25 protein-coding genes are annotated in these 14,796 nt (G+C 67.4%); all 25 read right to left on the minus strand.

The genetic code is table 11. The features are described from left to right. Nucleotides 1-43 precede the first annotated feature (43 nt). Nucleotides 44-694 (minus strand): adenylate kinase, encoded by a 651-nt coding sequence (locus ACIP4X_RS09595; protein ID WP_358733883.1) that lies wholly within the window; start codon nt 692-694, stop codon nt 44-46. Then, complete coding sequence (gene secY / locus ACIP4X_RS09600) at nt 694-2,007, minus strand: preprotein translocase subunit SecY (RefSeq protein ID WP_141366356.1); 1,314 nt, start codon at nt 2,005-2,007, stop codon at nt 694-696. Before secY ends, ACIP4X_RS09595 begins: the two co-directional genes overlap by 1 nt. A gap of 169 nt (nt 2,008-2,176) precedes the next feature. Further along, nucleotides 2,177-2,632, minus strand: a complete 456-nt coding sequence (gene rplO / locus ACIP4X_RS09605; protein ID WP_358733881.1) for a 50S ribosomal protein L15 — start codon at nt 2,630-2,632, stop codon at nt 2,177-2,179. Between the two features lie 2 nt (nt 2,633-2,634). Beyond that, nucleotides 2,635-2,817, minus strand: a complete 183-nt coding sequence (rpmD, locus tag ACIP4X_RS09610; RefSeq protein ID WP_100569752.1) for a 50S ribosomal protein L30 — start codon at nt 2,815-2,817, stop codon at nt 2,635-2,637. After that, nucleotides 2,817-3,422, minus strand: a complete 606-nt coding sequence (gene rpsE / locus ACIP4X_RS09615; protein WP_073725073.1) for a 30S ribosomal protein S5 — start codon at nt 3,420-3,422, stop codon at nt 2,817-2,819. The genes rpmD and rpsE overlap by 1 nt, the downstream gene beginning before the upstream one ends. 65 nt (nt 3,423-3,487) lie before the next feature. Continuing rightward, the gene (gene rplR / locus ACIP4X_RS09620; protein ID WP_100569751.1) at nt 3,488-3,871 is read right to left on the minus strand and encodes a 50S ribosomal protein L18; all 384 of its coding nucleotides are present in this window, start codon (nt 3,869-3,871) and stop codon (nt 3,488-3,490) included. A 3-nt stretch (nt 3,872-3,874) separates the two neighbouring features. Continuing rightward, a complete protein-coding gene (gene rplF / locus ACIP4X_RS09625) occupies nt 3,875-4,414 on the minus strand; it encodes a 50S ribosomal protein L6 (protein ID WP_358733878.1) in 540 nt (179 codons plus the stop codon). 24 nt (nt 4,415-4,438) lie between these two features. Further along, entirely contained in the window at nt 4,439-4,837 is a 399-nt protein-coding gene (gene rpsH, locus ACIP4X_RS09630) for a 30S ribosomal protein S8 (RefSeq protein ID WP_100569749.1), read from the minus strand. A 212-nt stretch (nt 4,838-5,049) separates the two neighbouring features. Continuing rightward, nucleotides 5,050-5,235 carry a type Z 30S ribosomal protein S14 gene (locus ACIP4X_RS09635; RefSeq protein WP_003948630.1) on the minus strand — a complete coding sequence of 62 codons (186 nt, stop codon included), beginning with the start codon at nt 5,233-5,235 and terminating at the stop codon, nt 5,050-5,052. 5 nt (nt 5,236-5,240) lie between these two features. Next, nucleotides 5,241-5,798 (minus strand): 50S ribosomal protein L5, encoded by a 558-nt coding sequence (gene rplE, locus ACIP4X_RS09640; RefSeq protein WP_358733877.1) that lies wholly within the window; start codon nt 5,796-5,798, stop codon nt 5,241-5,243. Further along, nucleotides 5,798-6,121, minus strand: a complete 324-nt coding sequence (gene rplX, locus ACIP4X_RS09645) for a 50S ribosomal protein L24 (protein WP_030967306.1) — start codon at nt 6,119-6,121, stop codon at nt 5,798-5,800. The genes rplE and rplX overlap by 1 nt, the downstream gene beginning before the upstream one ends. 2 nt (nt 6,122-6,123) lie before the next feature. Next, nucleotides 6,124-6,492, minus strand: a complete 369-nt coding sequence (gene rplN / locus ACIP4X_RS09650) for a 50S ribosomal protein L14 (protein WP_003998823.1) — start codon at nt 6,490-6,492, stop codon at nt 6,124-6,126. Between the two features lie 214 nt (nt 6,493-6,706). After that, nucleotides 6,707-6,991, minus strand: coding sequence for a 30S ribosomal protein S17 (rpsQ, locus tag ACIP4X_RS09655; protein ID WP_100569747.1), 285 nt, complete (start codon nt 6,989-6,991; stop codon nt 6,707-6,709). Further along, on the minus strand, nt 6,991-7,215 hold the full coding sequence (gene rpmC, locus ACIP4X_RS09660; RefSeq protein WP_018564811.1) for a 50S ribosomal protein L29: 225 nt from the start codon (nt 7,213-7,215) through the stop codon (nt 6,991-6,993). The genes rpsQ and rpmC overlap by 1 nt, the downstream gene beginning before the upstream one ends. After that, nucleotides 7,215-7,634 carry a 50S ribosomal protein L16 gene (gene rplP / locus ACIP4X_RS09665; protein ID WP_009190136.1) on the minus strand — a complete coding sequence of 140 codons (420 nt, stop codon included), beginning with the start codon at nt 7,632-7,634 and terminating at the stop codon, nt 7,215-7,217. The genes rpmC and rplP overlap by 1 nt, the downstream gene beginning before the upstream one ends. A 5-nt stretch (nt 7,635-7,639) precedes the next feature. Further along, nucleotides 7,640-8,470, minus strand: coding sequence for a 30S ribosomal protein S3 (rpsC, locus tag ACIP4X_RS09670; RefSeq protein WP_358733874.1), 831 nt, complete (start codon nt 8,468-8,470; stop codon nt 7,640-7,642). Next, nucleotides 8,470-8,817 (minus strand): 50S ribosomal protein L22, encoded by a 348-nt coding sequence (gene rplV / locus ACIP4X_RS09675; RefSeq protein WP_030936396.1) that lies wholly within the window; start codon nt 8,815-8,817, stop codon nt 8,470-8,472. The genes rpsC and rplV overlap by 1 nt, the downstream gene beginning before the upstream one ends. 51 nt (nt 8,818-8,868) lie before the next feature. Then, nucleotides 8,869-9,150, minus strand: a complete 282-nt coding sequence (gene rpsS, locus ACIP4X_RS09680; RefSeq protein WP_358733872.1) for a 30S ribosomal protein S19 — start codon at nt 9,148-9,150, stop codon at nt 8,869-8,871. 12 nt (nt 9,151-9,162) lie between these two features. Next, on the minus strand, nt 9,163-9,999 hold the full coding sequence (gene rplB, locus ACIP4X_RS09685) for a 50S ribosomal protein L2 (protein ID WP_358733870.1): 837 nt from the start codon (nt 9,997-9,999) through the stop codon (nt 9,163-9,165). 40 nt (nt 10,000-10,039) lie between these two features. Continuing rightward, nucleotides 10,040-10,459 carry a 50S ribosomal protein L23 gene (rplW, locus tag ACIP4X_RS09690; protein ID WP_100569742.1) on the minus strand — a complete coding sequence of 140 codons (420 nt, stop codon included), beginning with the start codon at nt 10,457-10,459 and terminating at the stop codon, nt 10,040-10,042. Continuing rightward, nucleotides 10,459-11,118 (minus strand): 50S ribosomal protein L4, encoded by a 660-nt coding sequence (rplD, locus tag ACIP4X_RS09695; protein WP_358733868.1) that lies wholly within the window; start codon nt 11,116-11,118, stop codon nt 10,459-10,461. Before rplD ends, rplW begins: the two co-directional genes overlap by 1 nt. A gap of 8 nt (nt 11,119-11,126) precedes the next feature. Continuing rightward, the gene (gene rplC, locus ACIP4X_RS09700) at nt 11,127-11,771 is read right to left on the minus strand and encodes a 50S ribosomal protein L3 (protein ID WP_358733867.1); all 645 of its coding nucleotides are present in this window, start codon (nt 11,769-11,771) and stop codon (nt 11,127-11,129) included. Nucleotides 11,772-11,788: 17 nt separating this feature from the next. Next, a complete protein-coding gene (gene rpsJ / locus ACIP4X_RS09705) occupies nt 11,789-12,097 on the minus strand; it encodes a 30S ribosomal protein S10 (RefSeq protein WP_003948644.1) in 309 nt (102 codons plus the stop codon). Nucleotides 12,098-12,545: 448 nt separating this feature from the next. Then, nucleotides 12,546-13,904: an aminotransferase class I/II-fold pyridoxal phosphate-dependent enzyme gene (locus tag ACIP4X_RS09710; RefSeq protein ID WP_358733865.1), complete on the minus strand. Its 1,359-nt coding sequence runs from the start codon at nt 13,902-13,904 to the stop codon at nt 12,546-12,548. A gap of 89 nt (nt 13,905-13,993) precedes the next feature. Further along, nucleotides 13,994-14,767 (minus strand): FadR/GntR family transcriptional regulator, encoded by a 774-nt coding sequence (locus ACIP4X_RS09715; protein WP_401347603.1) that lies wholly within the window; start codon nt 14,765-14,767, stop codon nt 13,994-13,996. Between the last annotated feature and the right edge of the window lie 29 nt (nt 14,768-14,796).

A 14,796-nucleotide genomic window follows, 5' to 3' on the forward strand; every position in this document is an offset into this window, starting at 1 on the left:
GTCGGCCGCGGCTCCCGGGGGGAGCCGCGGCCGAGCGGTGCGGTCAGTCGCGCTTGAGCGCCTCCAGCGCGCGCTGCGTGATCTCGTCCACCGGACCGAGCGAGGAGATCGTCACGACCAGGCCCTGCGCCCGGTAGTAGTCGATGATCGGCTCGGTCTGCGTGTGGTAGACCTCCAGCCGCTTGCGCACGGTCTCCTCGGAGTCGTCGTCCCGCTGGTACAGCTCGCCGCCGCAGACGTCGCAGACGCCTTCCTTCTTCGGCGGGCTGTACGTCTCGTGGAACACGTGCGCCGAGTCGTTGCGGCAGGTGCGGCGACCCGCGATGCGCTTCACGACCTCTTCCTCGGGGACCTCGAGGTCGAGGACCGCGTCCAGCTTCATGCCCTCGCCCTGGAGCAGCTTGTCCAGCGCCTCGGCCTGCGACACATTGCGCGGGAAACCGTCCAGCAGGAAACCGCCCTCGGCGTCGGGCTGCTCCATGCGGTCCTTGGCCATCGCGATGGTGACCTCGTCGGGCACCAGGTTTCCTGCGTCCATGTAGGACTTCGCGAGCTTGCCGAGCTCCGTCTGCCGGCTGATGTTGGCGCGGAACAGGTCGCCCGTGGAGATGTGCGGAATACGCAGCTCCTTGGCCAGGCGCGCGGCCTGTGTTCCCTTGCCTGCACCCGGCGGTCCGACGAGGACGATTCGCATCAGCGGAGGAACCCTTCGTAATTGCGCTGCTGGAGCTGGCTCTCGATCTGCTTCACCGTCTCGAGTCCGACACCCACGATGATGAGGATGCTGGTCCCGCCGAAGGGGAAGTTCTGGTTCGCCCCGAAGCCGACCAACGCCATTGTCGGTACGAGAGCGATCAGGCCCAGATACAGCGAACCCGGCCAGGTGATCCGGTTGAGCACGTACGAAAGGTACTCAGCGGTCGGTCGGCCAGCCCGGATGCCCGGGATGAAGCCACCATACTTCTTCATGTTGTCGGCGACTTCTTCGGGGTTGAAGGAGATCGCCACATAGAAGAACGCGAAGAACACGATCAAAAGGAAGTACATCGTGATGTAGATCGGGTGATCGCCCTTGGTCAGGTTCTGCTGAACCCAGGTCTTCCATCCGGAGTTGCCCCCGGAGAACTGAGCGATGAGTGCCGGAATGTAGAGCAGCGAAGAAGCGAAGATGACGGGGATCACACCCGCCTGGTTGACCTTCAGCGGGATGTACGTCGACGTACCACCGTAGGAACGACGGCCGATCATGCGCTTGGCGTACTGCACCGGAATACGGCGCTGGGCCTGTTCGACGAAGACCACCAGGCCGACCATGACCAGGCCGACGAGGATGACGGTGCCGAATTCGATCCAGCCCTCGGCGAGCTTGCCCTGCTTCTTGATGGCCCACAGCGCCGACGGGAACGTGGCGGCGATCGAGATGAACATCAGGATCGACATGCCGTTGCCGATACCGCGGTCGGTGATGAGCTCACCGAGCCACATGACCGTGGCCGTACCGGCGGTCATGACGATCACCATGACGATCGTGTTGAAGATCGCCTGGTTCGGGACGATGTTCCCGGCCGCCGAGCATCCGGAGAACAGGGCGCCGCTGCGTGCGGTGGCCACCAGGCCCGTGCCCTGGAGGATGGCGAGCGCCACCGTCAGGTAACGGGTGTACTGGGTGATCTTCGCGGTGCCGGACTGGCCCTCCTTCTTGAGCGCCTCCAACCGCGGGATCACCACGGTCAACAGCTGAAGGATGATGCTCGCCGTGATGTACGGCATGATGCCCAGAGCGAAGATCGTGATCTGCAGCAGCGCACCGCCGCTGAACATGTTCACCAGGCCGAAGAGGCCCTGGTTGCCCGAGGCCTCGCTGACGCACTGCTGAACGGCCTTGTAGTTGACACCCGGGATCGGAATGTGGGTACCGACGCGGTACACCACGATGATGCCGAGCGTGAAGAGCAGCTTCTTGCGCAGGTCGGGCGTCCTGAACGCCCGGGCGAAGCCGGTGAGCACGGTGCCTCCTGCGACCCCCGCGCCAGTGCGTCAGGGTGACGGTCTTGAGGTTCGACGATAAAGAACGGTGCAGGCCACCTTACCGGCGACACTGCCTCCCTGAGAACGACCAACCGGGGATACCTCAATGTGAGGTACCCCCGGTCGGGACCGCTTTACGTCATCGGGCTCAGACGAGCTCGGTGACAGAACCGCCGGCGGCGGTGATCTTCTCCTTGGCGGAGCCGGAGACGGCGTCCACCGTCACCTGCAGTGCCACGGAGACCTCGCCCTGGCCGAGGACCTTGACGAGGCTGTTCTTGCGAACGGCACCCTTGGCCACCAGGCCCTCGACCGTGACCTCGCCACCCTCGGGGTAGAGCTCGGCCAGCTTGTCGAGGTTCACGACCTGGTACTCGGTCTTGAACGGGTTCTTGAAGCCCTTCAGCTTCGGGAGGCGCATGTGCAGCGGCATCTGGCCGCCCTCGAAGCGCTCCGGAACCTGGTAGCGGGCCTTGGTGCCCTTGGTACCACGACCGGCCGTCTTACCCTTGGACGCCTCACCACGACCCACACGGGTCTTGGCGGTCTTGGCGCCCGGGGCGGGACGGAGGTTGTGGATCTTCAGCGGGTTCTGCTCCGCCATGATCAGTCGACCTCCTCGACCGTCACGAGGTGGCGGACGGTGTGCACCATTCCGCGGAACTCGGGGCGGTCCTCCTTGACGACCACGTCGCCGAGCTTCTTCAGCCCGAGCGAACGCAGGGTGTCACGGTGGTTCTGCTTGCTGCCGATGTAGGACTTGACCTGCGTGACCTTGAGCTGCGCCATCACGCACCCGCCCCGGCACGCGCACGAAGCAGGGCCGCGGGGGCCACGTCCTCCAGAGGCAGACCGCGGCGGGCCGCGACCTCCTCGGGACGCTGCAGGCCCTTCAGGGCCTCCACAGTCGCGTGCACGATGTTGATCTGGTTGTCGGAGCCGAGCGACTTCGACAGGATGTCGTGGATACCGGCGCACTCGAGCACCGCACGCACCGGGCCGCCGGCGATAACGCCGGTACCCGGGGAGGCGGGCTTGAGCAGCACGACGCCGGCAGCCTTCTCACCCTGGATCGGGTGCGGGATGGTGCCCTGGATCCGGGGGACCTTGAAGAAGTGCTTCTTGGCCTCCTCAACGCCCTTGGCGATGGCGGCCGGCACCTCCTTGGCCTTGCCGTATCCGACACCCACGGTGCCGTCACCGTCGCCCACCACGACCAGCGCGGTGAAGCTGAAGCGACGACCACCCTTCACAACCTTGGCGACGCGGTTGATCGCGACGACGCGCTCAACGTACGCGGTCTTCTCGGCGGCAGCTGCGCCGCCGTCACGGCCCTTCCGGTCCCGCCGCTCGCCGCCACCGGCACCGCCACCGCGGCGCTGGGGTCCAGCCATTGGAATTACCTCTCTCTGTTTCCGCTAGCTCGCAGCAACGAAAAGTCGCTGCCGCGACGGGCGACTCAGAACTTCAGTCCGGCCTCGCGGGCGGCGTCCGCCAGGGCGGCGATGCGCCCCGCGTACTGGTTGCCACCGCGGTCGAACACGACGGCCTCGACACCGGCGGCCTTGGCACGCTCGGCGACCAGGGCGCCGACCTGCTTCGCCTGAGTCGACTTGTCGCTCTCGCCACCGCGGATCGAGTTGTCCAGAGTGGACGCCGATGCCAGGGTGTGGCCCTTCAGGTCGTCGATCACCTGCGCCACGATGTGGCGGTTGGAGCGGGTCACGACCAGACGGGGACGCTCCGCCGTACCGGCGATCCGCTTGCGGATCCGGATGTGGCGGCGCTTGATCGCGGCGCGCTTGTAGGCGTCGCCCTTGAGGATCTTCTGCCCGTATGCCATGGCTTACTTACCCGCCTTTCCGACCTTGCGGCGGATGACTTCGCCCTCGTACTTGACGCCCTTGGCCTTGTACGGGTCGGGCTTGCGCAGCTTGCGGATGTTGGCCGCAACCTCGCCGACCTTCTGCTTGTCGATGCCCTCGACCTGGAAGCGGGTCGGGGTCTCCACCTTGAAGGTGATGCCCTCGGGCGCCTCGACGGTGATCGGGTGGCTGTAGCCGAGCGCGAACTCGAGGTTCGAACCCTTGGCCGTCACGCGGTAACCGACACCGCTGATCTCGAGCTTCTTCACGTAACCCTGGGTCACGCCGGTGATCATGTTCGCCACCAGCGTGCGGGACAGGCCGTGGAGGGCCTTGTTCTGACGCTCGTCGTTGGGGCGGGTCACCTGCAGGGTGCCGTCCTCGCCCTTGGCGATCTCGATCGGCGCCACGACGGTGTGGGTCAGCGTGCCCTTGGGGCCCTTGACCGCGACCGTACGGCCGTCGATGGTGACGTCCACGCCGGCGGGAACCGCGATGGGGAGCTTGCCGATGCGCGACATAGCTGTTTCCTCCGTTCCCTTCCGCTACCAGACGTAGGCGAGGACTTCCCCACCCACGCCCTTCTTGCCGGCCTGCTTGTCGGTGAGGAGCCCGTAGGACGTGGAGATGATCGCCACGCCGAGGCCGCCGAGCACCTTCGGCAGGTTGGTGGACTTCGCGTACACCCGGAGACCGGGCTTGGAGATCCGCTTGATGCCCGCGATGGAGCGCTCACGGTTGGGGCCGAACTTCAGCTCCAGGACGAGGTTCTTGCCGACCTCGGCGTCCTCGACCTTCCAGCCCGTGATGAAGCCCTCCTGCTGGAGGATCTCCGCGATGTGCGACTTGATCTTCGAGTGCGGCATCGACACGCTGTCGTGGTATGCCGAGTTCGCGTTCCGCAGACGCGTGAGCATGTCTGCGATCGGATCAGTCATGGTCATGAATTGGCCTTCGGCCTCTCTCGCCGGGGTTTCCTGGTGCGCCATCCCTCTCCCCGATCCGAGACGGGACGGGTGCGGCGCGGTGGACCTACGGCGTAGTAAGTCGTAAGGGCGCGGCAGGCGCCCAACCCCACAAGCCTAAGGCATGTGAGGTGGGCCTCCTGCCGACCCCAGTTGCTTACCGAGAGTCCTGGTTCAACCCAAGTGGGTTGTTACCAGGAGCTCTTGGTCACGCCCGGCAGCTCGCCGCGGTGAGCCATCTCACGAAGGCACACACGGCACAGGCCGAACTTGCGGTACACGGAGTGCGGGCGGCCACAGCGCTGGCAGCGAGTGTAGCCACGCACACCGAACTTGGGCTTGCGAGCAGCCTTAGCGATCAGAGCCTTCTTCGCCATCTCGCTCACGCCTCCTTGAACGGGAAGCCGAGGTGACGAAGGAGCGCACGGCCCTCAGCGTCGTTGGTCGCCGTGGTGACCACGGTGATGTCCATACCCCGGACGCGGTCGATCTTGTCCTGGTCGATCTCGTGGAACATGACCTGCTCGGTGAGACCGAAGGTGTAGTTGCCACGGCCGTCGAACTGCTTGGGGGACAGACCGCGGAAGTCGCGGATGCGCGGCAGCGCGAGCGACAGGGTGCGGTCCAGGAACTCCCACATGCGGTCGCCACGGAGCGTGACGTGGGCACCGATCGGCTGGCCCTCACGCAGCTTGAACTGCGCGATGGACTTGCGGGCCTTGGTGACGGCCGGCTTCTGACCGGTGATGGTGGTCAGGTCGCGGATCGCGCCATCGATCAGCTTCGAGTCACGGGCGGCGTCGCCGACACCCATGTTGACCACGATCTTGACGAGACCGGGGACCTGCATGACGTTCTCGTACTTGAACTCGTCACGCAGCTTGCCCGCGATCTCCTCGCGGTACTTCTGCTTCAGACGCGGAGTGGTGGTGGTAGCCATCAGATGTCCTCACCCGTCCGCTTGGCAACGCGGATCTTGTTGCCTTCGTCGTCGAAGCGGTAACCGACACGCGTGACGACCTTGTTGCCGTCCTTCTCAACGACCAGCTGGACGTTGGAGACGTGGACGGGCGCCTCGGTCGTGACGATGCCGCCGGCCTGCGAACCGCGGGCGGTCGGGCCGGCCTTGGTGTGCTTCTTGACCCGGTTGACACCCTCGACCAGGACGCGGTCCTCGCGGGGGTAGGCCGCGATGACCTTGCCCTGCTTGCCCTTGTCCTTACCGGTGATGACCTGGACCAGGTCGCCCTTCTTGATCTTCATGCTTACAGCACCTCCGGCGCGAGCGAGATGATCTTCATGAACTTCTTCTCGCGCAGCTCACGGCCGACCGGGCCGAAGATGCGGGTGCCGCGAGGGTCGCCGTCGTTCTTCAGAATGACGGCGGCGTTCTCGTCGAAGCGGATGTACGAGCCGTCCGGACGGCGGCGCTCCTTGACGGTGCGAACGATGACCGCCTTGACGACGTCACCCTTCTTCACGTTGCCGCCGGGGATCGCGTCCTTGACGGTGGCGACGATGACGTCACCGATGCCCGCGTAGCGGCGACCGGAGCCACCGAGCACACGGATGCAAAGGATCTCCTTCGCACCAGTGTTGTCGGCGACACGCAGTCGCGACTCCTGCTGGATCACGTCTATCTCCTGATTGTCTGCCGGTTCCCGGCGGGCTCCGCAAGTGACTCACGGAGCTCCGCCGAGCCTGGCGGAACCGTCCTGCGGGTTGCTCCCGCAGGAAATTACTGGTGTCTCGGAAGGCGGGAACCCGCGCCGGGGGCTTCGCCGGGTCCGGGCCGGGGCCCGGGGCTCAGCCCCCAGCGGGGGTCAGCGGGGGCGGTGCCCCCGCTTCTTACTTCGCCTTCTCGAGGATCTCGACGACGCGCCAGCGCTTCGTCGCGGACAGCGGCCGGGTCTCCATCAGGAGGACACGGTCGCCGACACCCGCGGCGTTCTGCTCGTCGTGCGCCTTGAGCTTCTCGGTACGGCGGATGACCTTGCCGTACAGCGCGTGCTTGACGCGGTCCTCGACGGCGACGACGACGGTCTTGTCCATCTTGTCGCTGACGACGAGACCCTCACGGGTCTTGCGGAAGCCGCGAGCCTCTGCGTTCTCAGTCACGTTCTTCTCGCTCATCAGGCGTTCTCCACCGTTTCGATGCCCAGCTCACGCTCGCGCATCAGGGTGTAGATCCGCGCGATGTCCTTGCGGACCGCCTTCAGACGGCCGTGGTTCTCGAGCTGGCCCGTCGCCGCCTGGAAGCGGAGGTTGAACAGCTCTTCCTTGGCCTCGCGGAGCTTGCCAAGAAGCTCCTCGTTGCCCAGCTCGCGCAGCTCGGACGCCTTGGTACCGGCCGACATCACGCTTCACCTGCCTCGCGCTTGACGATCCGGCACTTCATCGGCAGCTTGTGGGCCGCACGGGTCAGCGCCTCACGGGCGATCTTCTCGTTCGGGTAGGACAGCTCGAACATCACCCGACCGGGCTTGACGTTCGCGATCCACCACTCCGGCGAACCCTTACCGGAACCCATGCGGGTCTCGGCGGGCTTCTTGGTCAGCGGACGGTCCGGGTAGATGTTGATCCAGACCTTGCCGCCACGCTTGATGTGGCGGGTCATCGCGATACGAGCCGCCTCGATCTGGCGGTTCGTCACGTAGGCCGGGGTCAGCGCCTGGATGCCGTACTCGCCGAACGCAACCTGCGTTCCACCCTTGGACATACCGTTGCGCTTCGGGTGGTGCTGCTTGCGGTGCTTGACCCTACGGGGGATCAGCATTTCGGTCAGGCCTCCGTTCCGGTGCTCTCAACCGGAGCGGCAGCGGCCGGAGCGTCGGCCTTGGGGGCCTCGGCGGCCGGAGCCGACTGCTGCTGCGGCTTGCGACCGCGCCGCTCGCCACCACGGCCACCACGGGCCGGGCGGTCGGCGCCACCACGGGCCGGGCGGTTGCCCGCACGGGCGGCGGCGTTCTCGGCGCGGACCTCGGCGATGTTCTTGACGTCGCCCTTGTAGATCCAGACCTTCACGCCGATGCGGCCGAAGGTCGTCTTGGCCTCGAAGAAGCCGTAGTCCACGTTCGCGCGGAGCGTGTGCAGGGGCACACGGCCCTCGCGGTAGAACTCCGAGCGGGACATCTCGGCGCCACCGAGGCGGCCACCGCACTGGATCTTGATGCCCTTGGCGCCGGCCTTCATCGCCGACTGCATGCTCTTGCGCATGGCACGGCGGAAGGAGACGCGGGAGGAGAGCTGCTCGGCAACGGCCTGGGCCACGAGCTGAGCGTCCGTCTCGGGGTTCTTGACCTCGAGGATGTTCAGCTGGACCTGCTTGCCCGTGAGCTTCTCGAGGTCGCCGCGGATGCGGTCGGCCTCGGCGCCACGGCGGCCGATGACGATGCCCGGACGCGCGGTGTGGATGTCCACGCGGACACGGTCACGGGTGCGCTCGATCTCCACCTTCGAGATGCCGGCGCGCTCCATGCCGGACGTCATCATCCGACGGATGGCGACGTCTTCCTTGACGTAGTCCTTGTACAGCTTGTCGGCGTACCAACGCGACTTGAAGTCGGTCGTGACACCGAGCCGGAACCCATGCGGGTTTACCTTCTGGCCCATTACCGGGTTCCTTCCTTGCTGCTGACGACCACGGTGATGTGGCTGGTCCGCTTGCGGATCCGGTAGGCACGGCCCTGGGCACGCGGACGGAACCGCTTCAGGGTCGGACCCTCGTCGACGTACGCCTCGGCGATGTAGAGGCTGTCGACGTCGGTGTGGTCGTAGTTGTGCGCGGCGTTGGCGATGGCGCTGTCCAGCACCTTGCCGACCGGCACGCTCGCGGCCTGCGGGGCGAAACGCAGGACCGCCTGAGCCTCCGTGGCGTCCATGCCACGGATGAGGTCCACCACACGGCGGGCCTTCATGGGCGTGACGCGGATGTACCGCGCCTGGGCCCTGGCTTCCATGGTTGTCCCTTCAGTGTTTGACACGTTCGTCATGGTCTTTCACCCCGCTGACTAGCGGCGCTTCGACTTCCGGTCGTCCTTGACGTGACCCCGGAAGGTGCGCGTCGGCGAGAACTCGCCGAGCTTGTGGCCGACCATCGACTCGGTGACGAACACCGGAATGTGGGTCTTGCCGTTGTGCACTGCGATCGTGTGGCCCAGCATGGCCGGGACGATCATCGAGCGGCGGGACCAGGTCTTGATGACGTTCTTGGTGCCGGCTTCGTTCTGCGAGTCCACCTTCTTGCTCAGGTGGTCGTCGACGAAGGGCCCCTTCTTCAAGCTACGCGGCATCTCAACCCGTCCTTAGCGCTTCTTGTTCGTCTTGCGGCGGCGGACGATGTACTTGTTCGACGCCTTCTTGGGCGAACGAGTACGGCCTTCCTTCTTGCCCCACGGGGACACCGGGTGGCGGCCACCGGAGGTCCGGCCCTCACCACCACCGTGCGGGTGGTCCACCGGGTTCATGACCACACCACGGACGGTCGGGCGGACGCCCAGCCACCGCTTGCGGCCGGCCTTGCCCCAGTTGATGTTGCTCTGCTCGGCGTTGCCGACCTCGCCGACCGTGGCGCGGCAGCGCTGGTCGACCAGGCGGATCTCACCGGAGGGCATGCGGAGGTGGGCCATCGAGCCCTCCTTCGCGAGCAGCTGCACGGAGGCACCGGCGGAACGGGCGAACTTGGCACCGCCACCGGGACGGAGCTCGATCGCGTGGATCGTGGTACCGACCGGGATGTTGCGGAGGGCCAGGTTGTTGCCCGGCTTGATGTCGGCCCCGGGGCCGTTCTCCACACGGTCGCCCTGCTGCAGGTTGCGCGGGGCGAGGATGTAGCGCTTCTCGCCGTCGGCGTAGTGCAGCAGCGCGATGCGCGCGGTGCGGTTGGGGTCGTACTCGATGTGCGCGACCTTCGCCGGCACGCCGTCCTTGTCGTGACGACGGAAGTCGATCACGCGGTAGGCGCGCTTGTGTCCGCCACCCTGGTGGCGAACGGTCACACGACCGGAATTGTTACGGCCGCCCTTGCTGTGCAGGGGACGGACCAGCGACTTCTCCGGCGTGGACCGCGTGACCTCGACGAAGTCGGCGACGCTGGCGCCACGACGGCCCGGCGTAGTCGGCTTGTACTTGCGGATTCCCATTTCTCAGTCCTCGTCCGATATCGGACGATCCGGACCGCCGTCAGGCGGTCGGACCGCCGAAGATGTCGATACGGTCGCCCTCGGCGAGGGTCACGATCGCGCGCTTGGTGGCGGAACGCTGACCGAAGCCGGTCTTGGTGCGCTTGCGCTTGCCCTGGCGGTTGATCGTGTTGACCCCGGTGACCTTGACCTCGAAGACCGCCTGCACGGCCTGCTTGATCTGGGTCTTGTTGGCGTTCGGGTCGACGATGAACGTGTACTTGTTCTCGTCGAGGAGCGCGTAGCTCTTCTCCGAGACGACCGGCTTGAGCAGAACGTCACGGGGGTCCGTGTACGACTTGCTCAGCGGGGTCTCGACGGTGTTCTTGCCCTCGGCGGCGTGGCGGCGCGCCTTGGCGACACGCGCGGCCTTGGCGGCCTTGGCCGCCTTCGAGGCGATGCTCGGGTGACGCGTAGCCATCAGGCCTCGCTCCCTTCGTTGTCGTTGGCCTTGTTCGGGCCGGCGACGAAGGACTCGAAAGCGGCCTGGGTGAAGACCACGTCGTCCGAGACGAGAACGTCGTACGTGTTCAGCTGGCCCGGCTCCAGGATGTGGACCTGGGGCAGGTTGCGGGCGGACAGCCACGCGGCCTCGTCGGCGCGGTCGACGACCAGGAGCAGGTTCTTGCGCTCCGAGATCTTGCCGAACAGCGTCCTGGCGGACTTCGTGGAGGGGGTCTCGCCCTCGACCACGCCGGTGACGACGTGGATGCGGCTGTGGCGGGCCCGGTCGGTGAGGGCGTGGCGCAGGGCCGCGGCCTTCATCTTCTTCGGGGTCCGCTGGGAGTAGTCACGCGGCTGCGGGCCGTGGACGACGCCACCACCGGCGAACTGCGGCGCGCGGGTCGAACCCTGACGGGCGCGACCGGTGCCCTTCTGGCGGTACGGCTTCTTGCCGCCACCACGGACTTCACCGCGACGCTTGGTCTTGTGCGTGCCCTGGCGGGCAGCGGCGTTCTGCGCGACGACGACCTGGTGGATCAGCGGGATGCTGATCTTCTCCACGCCGAAGATCTCCGCGGGGAGCTCGACGCTTCCGGTCTTCTCGCCGGCAGGCGAAAGGATGTCAACAGTGCTCATCGGTTACCTCAGGCCCCCTTGGCCGCGGTGCGGACCAGGACGAGGCCGCCGTTCGGACCGGGAACCGCGCCCTTGATGAGCAGCAGACCCTTCTCCGCGTCAACGGCGTGGACGGTCAGGTTCTGGGTGGTGACCCGCTCGTTGCCCATGCGACCCGCCATGCGGAGGCCCTTGAACACACGGCCCGGGGTGGCGCAGCCGCCGATGGAACCGGGCGAGCGGTGCTTGCGCTGGGTGCCGTGTCCGGCGCCGAGGCCACGGAAGTTGTGGCGCTTCATGACACCGGCGAAGCCCTTGCCCTTGCTCTTGCCGGTGACGTCGACCTTCACGCCGGCCTCGAACACCTCAGCGGTGATCTGCTGGCCGAGGGTGTACTCGGCGGCGTCCGCGGTGCGGATCTCGACGAGGTGACGACGGGGGGTGACGTCGGCCTTGGCGAAGTGGCCCTTGAGGGGCTTGTTCACCTTGCGCGGGTCGATCTCGCCGAAGGCGATCTGGACCGACTCGTAGCCGTCGACGTCGTTCGTACGAACCTGGGTGACGACGTTGGGGCCGGCCTTGACGACGGTGACCGGGACGACACGGTTGTTCTCGTCCCACACCTGCGTCATGCCGAGCTTCTCGCCCAGGATGCCCTTGATCTGCTTTGCCATCTCTCAGATCACCGGCCTCAGAGCTTGATCTCGATGTCGACACCGGCCGGGAGGTCGAGTCGCATCAGAGAGTCAACGGTCTTGGGGGTCGGGTCGAGGATGTCGATCAGGCGCTTGTGCGTGCGCATCTCGAAGTGCTCGCGCGAGTCCTTGTACTTGTGCGGCGACTTGATGACGCAGTACACGTTCTTCTCAGTGGGCAGCGGCACCGGGCCCGCGACCGACGCACCAGTACGGGTCACCGTCTCGACGATCTTCTTCGCCGAAGAGTCGATGACCTCGTGGTCGTAGGCCTTGAGCCGGATGCGGATCTTCTGTCCCGCCATGGCTACTTCGTAGTCCTGTCTCTTCTTACGCTCTGGAACCCGGCGCTCCCTTGGCCTTCTCCGACCCACGCGGTCGGGCGTGTCGCGCTCCCGCTGACATGGATGCCCCTTGTTTCGAACATCCCATCGGGATTGCGCACGGTCCCCACCGGTTCCGCGAGCCGGGGGCGAAGGCCCACCGGGTGCCTGGCCGGCGTCGCGCCCACACTTCCCGGAAGATTCCCGTACGTCCGCCCCAGCGCTGCCGTGAGGCAGTTAGGGCGACGAGTACCGTGGGACTCGCTTCCGGTCCTCCCGGCGGGAGGCGCGCAGCATCAACGCTCGACCGAGCAACTCGGACAGTCTGCCACAGCGGACGGCGGCCTGGCCAATCGAGCCGGGGATATTACCCCGAGGGTGACGCAGGTCAAACCAGAGGCGCTTCCCCCGCACGGGACGGCTGTCCCCGTCAGGCGCCGGAGACGGTCATGGTCGCGAGGATCTCGCGGACCGCGTCGAGGGTGACGCCGGGGTGGAGGAAGGCGAAGCGGGCCACCGTCTCGCCCTCCCAGACGGTGGGCGTCACGAAGGCGATCTGGCGTTCCAGCAGCTCCTTCGACCAGGCGTAGTAGTCGTCCCGGGTCCAGCCGGTGCGGCGGAACAGGACGACGGAGAGCTCGGGGTCGCGGATCAGTTCGAGGCCGTCGGCGGCGCGTATCAGGGCGGCCGACTCCAGGGCGATGCGGCGGGTCGCGTCGACGGCGTCGCGGTAGGCGTCGGTGCCGTGGACGGCCAGGGAGAACCACAGCGGCAGGCCTCTGGGGCGCCGCGTGAGGTGGTAGGCGTAGTCGCTGGGGTTCCACTCCTGCGGGGCGTCGGTGTGGATGCAGTCCAGGTAGGAGGCGTCCTGGGTGTGCACGGCGCGGGCCAGGGCGGGGTCGCGGTAGAGGAGGGCGCCGCAGTCGAAGGGCGCGTACATCCACTTGTGCGGGTCGACGACCAGGGAGTCGGCGTGCTCGATGCCGGCGAACCTCCCGCGCAGCTCCGGGGAGAAGAGCGCGCCGCCGCCGTAGGCCGCGTCGACGTGGAACCAGAGGCCGTGTTCCCGGGCGACCTCGGCGATGCCGGTGAGGTCGTCGACGATGCCGGCGTTGGTGGTGCCGGCCGTGGCGACCACGGCGATGACGTCCTCGGGGGACGGGTCGGCGGCGAGGGCGGCGCGCACGGCCTCTCCGGTGAGGCGGTGGTCGTCGACCGGGACGACCAGGGCCTCCACGCCGATGATGCGCAGCGTGTTGCCGATCGAGGAGTGGGCCTGGGAGCTGACCGCGATCCGCGGGCGGGCCACCGGCTCACCGGTCGCGGTGCGGGCGGTGTCGCGGGCGACGACGAGGCCGGAGAGGTTGCCCGCCGAGCCGCCGCTCACGAAGCAGCCGCCCGCCTGGGCGGGCAGGCCGGCCAGGTCGGCGAGCAGCCGGAGCACCTGGTTCTCGGCGGCGATGGCGCCCGAGGCCTCCAGCCAGGACACGCCGTGCAGGGAGGAGGCCGACAGCACCATGTCGAAGAGGGCGGCGGCCTTGGTGGGGGCTCCGGGGATGAAGGAGAGGAAGCGCGGGCTGTCGCAGGAGACCACGGTGGGCTCGATGTGCTCCGCGTACAGGCGCAGCACGTCGTCGGCGGCCGCGGGGCCGCTGCCGATGGCCTCCTTGAGGGCGGTCGCCAGCTCCGAGGCGTCGCCGAGCCTGCCCAGGGGCACCGGGTCGAGGGCCAGCCGGTGCTGGACGTGGTCGATGACCACCTTGGTGAGCGCTTCGTCATGGCTGTGCACGGTGCCTCCGAGGGAACGCCGACAGTAATGGGTCCCATCGGACCCATTAATGAAGCTAAGCCCGCACCGCGCTCCGGGTCAACAAGGACTCAGTCCCCGCCCTCTTCGTAGTGGTCCAGCAGGGCCAGGAACTGGTTGCACGAGTCGGCCAGGTGCTCGCGCATCCGGGCCCCGGCCGCCTCGGCGTCGCCGGCCAGGACGGCCAGCGCGATGGCGCGGTGCTCGTCCCGGAAGACCTGGGCCAGGTCCTGGCCGCCCCGGTAGACCACGGACCAGTCCGAGTCCAGCCACAGCGAGTTGGCCCGGACGAACATCTCCGTGCGGGCCCGCTCGACCGCCTCGCACAGCACCTCGTTGCCCCCGGCGGCGGCGATGGCCAGGTGGAAGCGCGAGTCGACCCGGTGGTAGGCCCCCAGGTCGGCGACCTCCTCGTCGAGCATCCGCACCAGCGCGCGGCGGTCGGCGGTGGAACCGCGCAGCGCGGCGAACGAGGCCGCGGCCGGCTCGATGGTCTGCCGGTACTCCATGTAGTCGCGGATGGTCGCGCGGAAGTCCGCGGCGACGGCCGCCCGCTCCTGGACCGCGGCGGACGACGAGGCGGGCCGTACTCTGGTGCCACCGGAGCGTCCATGGGTGGTGACCACCAGACCCTCTTCGACCAGCTGCCGCACGGCCTGGCGCACGGTGTTGCGCCCCACGCCGAGGGCGGTGGCGAGGTCGCGTTCGGTGGGCAGCCTGCTGCCGGGTTCGAAGCCGCCGAGCGCGATGCGCTTGCGCAGGATGTCGGTGACCACCTCCCAGGACGGGGGCCGCGGGGTCTGCTCGGCGAGCACCGGCCGCCCCGACCGGGTCTCCTTGGCCATCGCGCCAACTCCGTCCTCGGGTAAATGCC

This window comes from Streptomyces sp. NPDC088817, from assembly GCF_044750345.1.
GTDB lineage: Bacteria > Actinomycetota > Actinomycetes > Streptomycetales > Streptomycetaceae > Streptomyces.

Excerpts from the sequence above, each read along its gene's own strand:
- rplP (WP_009190136.1), bottom strand. The coding sequence starts at position 7,634 with ATGCTGATCCCCCGTAGGGTCAAGCACCGCAAGCAGCACCACCCGAAG.
- rpsE (WP_073725073.1), bottom strand. The coding sequence starts at position 3,422 with ATGGCTGGACCCCAGCGCCGCGGTGGCGGTGCCGGTGGCGGCGAGCGG.
- rplE (WP_358733877.1), bottom strand. The coding sequence starts at position 5,798 with ATGGCTACCACCACCACTCCGCGTCTGAAGCAGAAGTACCGCGAGGAG.
- rplW (WP_100569742.1), bottom strand. The coding sequence starts at position 10,459 with ATGGCTACGCGTCACCCGAGCATCGCCTCGAAGGCGGCCAAGGCCGCC.
- rpsS (WP_358733872.1), bottom strand. The coding sequence starts at position 9,150 with ATGCCGCGTAGCTTGAAGAAGGGGCCCTTCGTCGACGACCACCTGAGC.
- ACIP4X_RS09635 (WP_003948630.1), bottom strand. The coding sequence starts at position 5,235 with ATGGCGAAGAAGGCTCTGATCGCTAAGGCTGCTCGCAAGCCCAAGTTC.
- rplF (WP_358733878.1), bottom strand. The coding sequence starts at position 4,414 with ATGTCGCGCATCGGCAAGCTCCCCATCGCGGTTCCCGCCGGCGTGGAC.
- rpsQ (WP_100569747.1), bottom strand. The coding sequence starts at position 6,991 with ATGAGCGAGAAGAACGTGACTGAGAACGCAGAGGCTCGCGGCTTCCGC.
- rplC (WP_358733867.1), bottom strand. The coding sequence starts at position 11,771 with ATGGCAAAGCAGATCAAGGGCATCCTGGGCGAGAAGCTCGGCATGACG.
- ACIP4X_RS09715 (WP_401347603.1), bottom strand. The coding sequence starts at position 14,767 with ATGGCCAAGGAGACCCGGTCGGGGCGGCCGGTGCTCGCCGAGCAGACC.
- rplO (WP_358733881.1), bottom strand. The coding sequence starts at position 2,632 with ATGGCGGAGCAGAACCCGCTGAAGATCCACAACCTCCGTCCCGCCCCG.
- rpmD (WP_100569752.1), bottom strand. The coding sequence starts at position 2,817 with ATGGCGCAGCTCAAGGTCACGCAGGTCAAGTCCTACATCGGCAGCAAG.
- rpsH (WP_100569749.1), bottom strand. The coding sequence starts at position 4,837 with ATGACCATGACTGATCCGATCGCAGACATGCTCACGCGTCTGCGGAAC.
- rplD (WP_358733868.1), bottom strand. The coding sequence starts at position 11,118 with ATGAGCACTGTTGACATCCTTTCGCCTGCCGGCGAGAAGACCGGAAGC.
- rpsJ (WP_003948644.1), bottom strand. The coding sequence starts at position 12,097 with ATGGCGGGACAGAAGATCCGCATCCGGCTCAAGGCCTACGACCACGAG.
- rplV (WP_030936396.1), bottom strand. The coding sequence starts at position 8,817 with ATGGAAGCCAGGGCCCAGGCGCGGTACATCCGCGTCACGCCCATGAAG.
- rplB (WP_358733870.1), bottom strand. The coding sequence starts at position 9,999 with ATGGGAATCCGCAAGTACAAGCCGACTACGCCGGGCCGTCGTGGCGCC.
- rpsC (WP_358733874.1), bottom strand. The coding sequence starts at position 8,470 with ATGGGCCAGAAGGTAAACCCGCATGGGTTCCGGCTCGGTGTCACGACC.
- ACIP4X_RS09595 (WP_358733883.1), bottom strand. The coding sequence starts at position 694 with ATGCGAATCGTCCTCGTCGGACCGCCGGGTGCAGGCAAGGGAACACAG.
- rpmC (WP_018564811.1), bottom strand. The coding sequence starts at position 7,215 with ATGTCGGCCGGTACCAAGGCGTCCGAGCTGCGCGAGCTGGGCAACGAG.
- rplR (WP_100569751.1), bottom strand. The coding sequence starts at position 3,871 with ATGGCATACGGGCAGAAGATCCTCAAGGGCGACGCCTACAAGCGCGCC.
- rplX (WP_030967306.1), bottom strand. The coding sequence starts at position 6,121 with ATGAAGATCAAGAAGGGCGACCTGGTCCAGGTCATCACCGGTAAGGAC.